The organism is Actinomyces sp. HMSC075C01 (assembly GCF_001812965.1).
Lineage (GTDB): Bacteria > Actinomycetota > Actinomycetes > Actinomycetales > Actinomycetaceae > Actinomyces > Actinomyces acetigenes.
Map to the genome: position 1 here is coordinate 83,306 of NZ_KV810996.1, position 6,445 is coordinate 89,750.

At 69.3% G+C, this 6,445-nt stretch carries 6 protein-coding genes; 4 read left to right on the forward strand and 2 right to left on the reverse strand.

Annotated elements, in window-relative coordinates:
• Positions 1-81: 81 nt before the first annotated feature.
• Together HMPREF2883_RS07360 and HMPREF2883_RS07365 are read left to right on the forward strand one after the other, a co-directional pair.
• Positions 82-798 carry a glycosyltransferase family 2 protein gene (locus tag HMPREF2883_RS07360; RefSeq protein WP_070660417.1) on the forward strand — a complete coding sequence of 239 codons (717 nt, stop codon included), beginning with the start codon at positions 82-84 and terminating at the stop codon, positions 796-798.
• 23 nt (positions 799-821) lie between these two features.
• Positions 822-1,235 carry a DUF2304 domain-containing protein gene (locus tag HMPREF2883_RS07365; protein WP_070660387.1) on the forward strand — a complete coding sequence of 138 codons (414 nt, stop codon included), beginning with the start codon at positions 822-824 and terminating at the stop codon, positions 1,233-1,235.
• Positions 1,236-1,269: 34 nt separating this feature from the next.
• Here the strand turns inward: HMPREF2883_RS07365 and HMPREF2883_RS07370 are convergent, their stop codons facing one another.
• Complete coding sequence (locus tag HMPREF2883_RS07370; protein WP_256277383.1) at positions 1,270-2,223, reverse strand: glycosyltransferase family 2 protein; 954 nt, start codon at positions 2,221-2,223, stop codon at positions 1,270-1,272.
• A gap of 119 nt (positions 2,224-2,342) precedes the next feature.
• Here HMPREF2883_RS07370 and HMPREF2883_RS07375 point away from each other — a divergent pair, with 119 nt between their 5' ends.
• The gene (locus tag HMPREF2883_RS07375) at positions 2,343-3,617 is read left to right on the forward strand and encodes an LCP family protein (protein WP_070660420.1); all 1,275 of its coding nucleotides are present in this window, start codon (positions 2,343-2,345) and stop codon (positions 3,615-3,617) included.
• Between the two features lie 15 nt (positions 3,618-3,632).
• The gene (locus tag HMPREF2883_RS07380) at positions 3,633-5,114 is read left to right on the forward strand and encodes an LCP family protein (protein ID WP_256277384.1); all 1,482 of its coding nucleotides are present in this window, start codon (positions 3,633-3,635) and stop codon (positions 5,112-5,114) included.
• A 91-nt stretch (positions 5,115-5,205) separates the two neighbouring features.
• Here the strand turns inward: HMPREF2883_RS07380 and galE are convergent, their stop codons facing one another.
• Positions 5,206-6,195 (reverse strand): UDP-glucose 4-epimerase GalE, encoded by a 990-nt coding sequence (gene galE, locus HMPREF2883_RS07385; protein WP_070660393.1) that lies wholly within the window; start codon positions 6,193-6,195, stop codon positions 5,206-5,208.
• Between the last annotated feature and the right edge of the window lie 250 nt (positions 6,196-6,445).

Genomic DNA, 6,445 nt, shown 5'->3' on the forward strand with positions numbered 1-6,445 from the left:
GAGACCTACCCCGCCAACGCCGACCGCTCCCGCCTCTCGCAAGAGGACTGGCGCCCCATCGTCGCGTGCAAGAATGCGGTGGTGACTACCTCCACCGCAACGCAGACCGGGGAGCCCACCCCGGTGCCCCCGGTCACCGACACCTGGCTCGTCATTCCCCTGTACAACGAGGCGACCGTCGTGCGCGAGGTCATCTCCCAGGCTCGCACCATCTTCCCCTACGTCGTTGTCGTCGACGACGGCTCCAAGGACGCCTCGGCCCGGGAGGCCGCCGCCACGGGGGCCGTCGTCGTGCGCCACCCGATCAACCTCGGCCAGGGAGCAGCGCTGCAGACGGGCTTCTCCTACGTCCTGGAGAAGACGAATGCCGACTACGTCGTCACCTTCGACGCCGACGGCCAGCACTCCCCCGCCGACGCCGCCGCCATGGTCGCCGCGGCGCGCGATGAGGATCTCGCCGTCGTCCTGGGCTCACGCTTCCTCGAGGGCCCGTCCCCGGTGGGCTGGCTCAAGCGGCTCGTCCTGCGCACGGCGGCGGCCGTCAGCTCGCACACCTCCGGCATGCGCCTGACCGACGCCCACAACGGCCTGCGGGTGATCCGCCGCGACGTCCTGGCGCAGCTCGACCTCAGGCAGAACCGGATGGCGCACGCCAGCGAGATCATTCGCAAGATCGGCGCCACCGGCATGCCCTGGCGCGAGTTCCCGGTGCACATCGTCTACACCGACTACTCCCGCTCCAAGGGTCAGTCCCTGTGGAACTCGGTCAACATCCTGGTCGACCTGCTCTTCTCCTGAGCCCGGCACGGAAGGCACAGCCCATGATTCATCAGTTCGCCGCCCAGGCCACTCCGATCACGAACCACCACCTCTACATCCAGGCCGCCCTGATCCTGGCCGTGATCGCCGTCGGCTGGATGATGCTGCGCACCCCCGGCGGGGCCCGCCACATGGCCGCCCGCAGGCTGGTCACCCTGGCCTTCGTGGCCTTCGCCGTCTTCAACATCACCTTCCCCTGGGTGATGAGCTCGATCGCGCACCGGATGGGAGTCGGGCGAGGCACCGACTTCCTGCTGTACGCCCTGGTCATCGCCTTCCTGGCGCAGATCCTCTCCTCCTTCCGACGCAACAGCGCCAGAGAGCGGCAGATCACTCACCTGGCTCGGCGCATCGCCCTGGACGACGCCCCCGAGCCCCCCGCTGCCGCACGGCTCAGCACTGAGGCTGACGACTGAGGACTGGGCGCCCGGAGTGCACTGGGCTTTCCCCTCAGGGCCGGGAGGCGCGGACCTCGAGCTCCTCACGCAGGCGCAGTCCGCCGGTCAGCAGCCAGCGCACCGGCGCCTGCCACGGGGCGTCGTAGACGCCGCTGAGGTAGTGCCGGGCGGAGGCGTGGTGCGCCCGGATCATCTTCTCGGGACGGGCCTTCCAGCTGGCCCCCTGCTCGTGGACGACGACGGAGCCCGGCACCTGCACGTTGAGCCAGCCGGCCCGCCCGACCCGCTCCCCTAAGTCCACGTCCTCGAAGAACATGAAGTAGTCGTCGTCGAAGCCCTCCAGGCGCCTCCAGGCGGCGGCGGGCAGCAGCAGGCATGCCCCGGAGAGCCATCCCACCGTCCGGGTCCCGCCACAGGCCCCCGGTCCGGCGGTGTGATAGGCGGCCGAGAAGGGGTTGGCCGGCCAGATCCTGCCCAGGACGGCGTGCCCGGCGCCCTTGAGCAGGGAGGGCAGGGCGCGCCCGGAGGGGTAGACGGTGCCGTCGGGGTTGAGCAGGAGGGGTCCCAGGCAGCCGGCCGCCGGGTTGGCCAGGCCCGCATCGATGAGGACGTCCAGGCTCCCCGGTTTCCAGACGAGATCGGGATTGGCCACCACGATCCAGTCCTCCTCCAGATCCGCGGCCGCGAGGTTGGCGCCTGCCCCGTAGCCGAGGTTGGTGCCGTCCCCGACGACGCGCGCCCCGTGGCGCTCAGCGGCGGCAGTGACGACGTCGTGCTCGGTGCCGTTGTCGGCGATGACGACGACGAGTCTGCGCGCCGTCGCTGTGGCCAAGGAGGTCAGGAAGCGCTCCAGCTCCTCGCCCGGGTTGAAGGCGACCGTCACCACTCGCACGCTCTGCTCGTCGGGAGCGAGGGCCTGAGCCCCCGAGGGCCCCTCTACCTGATTCGAAGCACTGACGGGAGTGGCCGAGGCGCTGGTCGGCGTGGGTTTGGCAACACTGGTCACGAAGAGAGCCTAGCCCCGTTACCCGTGTGAGAGGCTTCACCCCGCATTGGGTAAATCTCATGTAACAGGTGTTGGGAGGCCCATATGGTTTAGCAGGCTCGTTCCCTATGATCGCTTCCGTGCCTCAGTTCAGTAAGCCGAATGCGCGACACTCCTCCAAGGAACTCGGACGCCGTCTGGCCCGCCGAGTAGGGCTCAGCCTGCTCGCGGTGACGATCTTCGTCGTCTCCGCCGCGGGCTTCGCGTGGCACAACATCCAGTCGCGGATCGCCTGGTTCAACATCGACAGCCTTCTGACTGAGGAGGACCGGCCCGGCACCAAGCCGCCGGACAGCTACGAGGGTCGTGCCGTCAACCTCTTGATCCTGGGCACCGACTCGCGCGCGGGGAGCAACAACGTCGACGGCTCTCAGGGCGACGACGAGGTCTCCGTGGCCCGCTCCGACACGGCGCTGGTCATGCACATCTCGGCCGACCGCAAGCGCGTCGACGCCGTGTCCATCCCCCGCGACACGCTGGTCGACATCCCCGAGTGCACGACCCTCGACGGCGGGAAGACCGACGCCAGCGAGGACGCACCGTTCAACTCCGCCTTCGCCAACGGGGCCGGCACCAGCAGTGACGACAAGAAGGCCGTTGCCTCTGGAGCCGCCTGCACCCTCAAGACCGTGGAGAAGCTGACGCATGTGCGTATCGATGACTTCATCGTCGTCGACTTCACTGGTCTGTCCAAGGTGGTCGACTCCCTCGGCGGCGTCCACGTGCAGGTCGATGAGGCCATTGACGACTCCGAGTACACCGGTTTCAAGCTCGCTGAGGGCTGCCAGAAGCTGGACGGCGAGAACGCCCTGCAGTACGCCCGTGTCCGGCACGGGGTGAGTGACGGCTCGGATCTCTCCCGCATCACCCGCCAGCAGAACCTCATGAGGGCGATGGCCTCCAAGGCGCTGTCCTCCAGCCTCCTGACGCAGTCCGGCTTCCTGACCAGCACCCTGGAGACCCTCACCACTTCTGAGCGCATCGGTCAGATCGGCAACCTGTCGGGCCTGGCCTACTCCATCCAGGGCGTGGGCATCGACAAGATCAACTTCGTCACCATGCCCAACGAGCCCGCAGCCAACCCGAACCAAGTGGTCCCCTCCGAGGGCGCCAAGAAGGTCTGGAAGGCCCTTGAGGAGGACAAGCCGGTCCCCACCGACACCTCGGCCCCGGCCTCGTCGGACTCGAGCGCCACCGCGGACAGCTCCACCTCGGAGAGCACTGACGAGTCCGCCGAGGCCTCCGACCCCTCCCAGGCCACCCCGACGCCGGCGCCGACCACTCAGGCCCCCAGTACGAGTAACCCCCAGCAGCAACCCGCCGCGAAGCCGACCACCCCTGCCTGCCCCGCCTAAGGCAGAATCAGTGGTGTGAATCCGACAGACGACTCACTCCCGCCCTCGATCACCCCCGGCTCCGGCGGAGGCAGGCCTCAACGCAGGCAGCGCCCCATCGATGCTGTCAACCAGCGCAGCCGCGAGCGCGGGGAGGCGTCCGGCGGCGAGGCCGCCGCCCAGCCCACTGATGTTGCCGGCGGCTCCCCGCGCCGCCCGTCATCGCCCGCCGCCCGCCGCCCCCAGCGGTACTCGGTCCTGGGTCGCGACGACAGCGACCAGCCGGCCTCGGCTCAGTCCGACTCCCCGCGTGCGGGCCAGCAGCCGCGTCGCTCCTCCGAGCCGTCTAGGCGGGGAAGCCATGCCCGGGCAGGGTCGAGTGCGGTCCCCTTGGAGTCGGATGCCGGCGTCGGCAGCGGCGCGTCCGAACCGGAGCGCACTCAGGCGATGCCCGTGCGGCGCGGCACCTACCCCGTGGGTTCCTCGGCCCCGCAGCCCCCACGGGAGCCTGTTGCGGGTGGGCCGTCGCTCAGACCCGAGCGGCCGCGGCGGCCAACGCGCTCCCGCCCGAGGTGGCGCCGGATCGCGGGCTGGACGGTCGTCGTCATCGTCGTCGCCCTGGCTCTGATCGCAGCGCGGGTCGCCTGGCTGTGGAACGACGTCTCCTCCCAGCTCCACCGCGTCGATGCCCTGTCCGGGGCGGCGGACACGCCGGGCGAGACCTGGCTCATCGTGGGATCGGACGCGCGCGGGGGCGCCGTCCAGGACGAGACCGAGGGGGCGCGCGCCGACTCGGTCATGCTGCTGCACAAGGCGGAGAACGGGCAGACGAGCCTGACCTCTCTGCCGCGCGACACCTTCGTGGACATTCCCGAGTACGGGGAGAACAAGATCAACGCCGCCTACTCCTTCGGCGGCCCCAAGCTGCTGGTCCAGACTGTGGAGAAGCTCTCCGGACTGAGCGTGGACCACTACGTGGAGGTCGGCATGACCGGGGTGTCCCAGATGGTTGACGCCGTCGGCGGGGTCAACGTCTGCCTGGACTACGACGTCGCCGACGAGGACTCGGGCCTGGTCTGGGACACCTCTCAGGGCACGTGTCAGACGGTGGACGGGACGAAGGCGCTGGCCTACTCCCGGATGCGCAAGTCGGACCCGACCGGCGACGTCGGGCGCGGGCAGCGCCAGCGCGCCATCATCTCCGCGGTGGTCTCCAAGGCGGCCTCGCCGTCCACGGCCTGGTCCTTCTCCCGGCAGGACGCGCTGGTCGACGCCGGCACGAACGCCCTCACGGTGGATCGCAGCGCCGGCACCATGAGCATCGCCCAGATGGTCCTGGCCTTCCGCTCCGCCTCTGACGGCGGCCTGACCGGGGCCCCGCCCATTGAGGACCCCGCCTACTCCCCTGAGGAGGCCGACATCGGCGAAGCGGTGCTACTGCAAGATACGACCGCACCGAGCTTCTTCTCCAAGCTGCGCGACGGGAAGCTGACGGCGAGCGACTTCAACCAGTCCTGACGCGGGGGAACCGCACGACGAGCGGGCCGGCACCTCATGATCGAGGTGCCGGCCCGCCGCCTGCGGGGGTCCGTTCCGGTTCTGGGGCCGCTCAGCTGAAGTGGGGCCGGTTGGGGTCGGCCTGCCAGGAGGTGTAGGAGGAGGCGACGATGTCGTCCAGGTCGTGCTCGGCCTTCCATCCCAGGACCTCGCCGATGCGGGTGGCGTTGCCGATGAGCTGGGGCGGGTCGCCGGCGCGCCGGGCGAGCTCCTCGGGCTCCAGGTCAAGGCCCGTGGAGGCAATGACCTTGGAGACGACCTCGCGCACCGATGCGCCCTGACCGGTGCCGACGTTGAAGATGTGCTCGGTCATCTCCTGGCCGCCGGCCAGGTAGTCCAGGGCGGCGATGTGGGCGACCGCCAGGTCCTTGACGTGGATGTAGTCGCGCACGCAGGTGCCGTCGGGGGTGGGGTAGTCGGTGCCGAAGATCTTGGGGGTCTCGCCCTTGACGAGGCGGTCGAGGACCATGGGGATGAGGTTGAGAGTGGCCATGTCCCCCAGGTCGTCCCAGCCGGCACCGGCGACGTTGAAGTAGCGCAGGCCGGCCCAGCGCAGCCCCCAGGCCTTCTCGGCGTCGGCCATCATCCACTCCCCGATGAGCTTGGTCTCGCCGTAGGGGTTGATGGGGTGGCAGTCGATGTCCTCGGGAACGACCTCCACCGGGGGCATGCCGTAGACGGCGGCCGAGGAGGAGAAGATCATCTGCTTAACACCAGCCGTCTCCATGGCCAGCAGCATGTTGGCCAGGCCGCCGATGTTCTGCTGGTAGTACCAGGCGGGGCGCTCGACGGACTCGCCCACCTGCTTGCGGGCGGCGAAGTGGATGACGGCGGTGACGCCGCGCGAGGTCATGACCTCGGCAAGGGCCTCGGAGGCCTGGCCGCTGGCGACGTCGAGCTCGACGAGGGAGGCTCCCTTGACTCGCTCCGGCGTCCCGTAGGACAGGTCATCGACGACGACGACCTCCTCCCCGCGCTCGAGGAGAAGTCGGACTACGTGCGCGCCGATGTAGCCGGCGCCTCCAGCAACGAGAATGCTCATGCCCCCAGTCTACCCACGCTCGCTCAGAAACGAACAGAAACGAACGTTGAATCAACGCGTCGTCTCATTGCACCGTGCTGTCTCATGGCTTCCGAGAGTTTCGGATGTCATGACATCTGAGACACCGGTTGGGCGGCTTGCCGGGGGACCGTGCGGCATGCACCACGCCTGACCGGCTGCAGGCCTGCCCTCCGGGCTCGCCCTTGGGTGAGCGCGTCGCGTTCGTAGGGTAGGTCGCCGGTTCGTACCC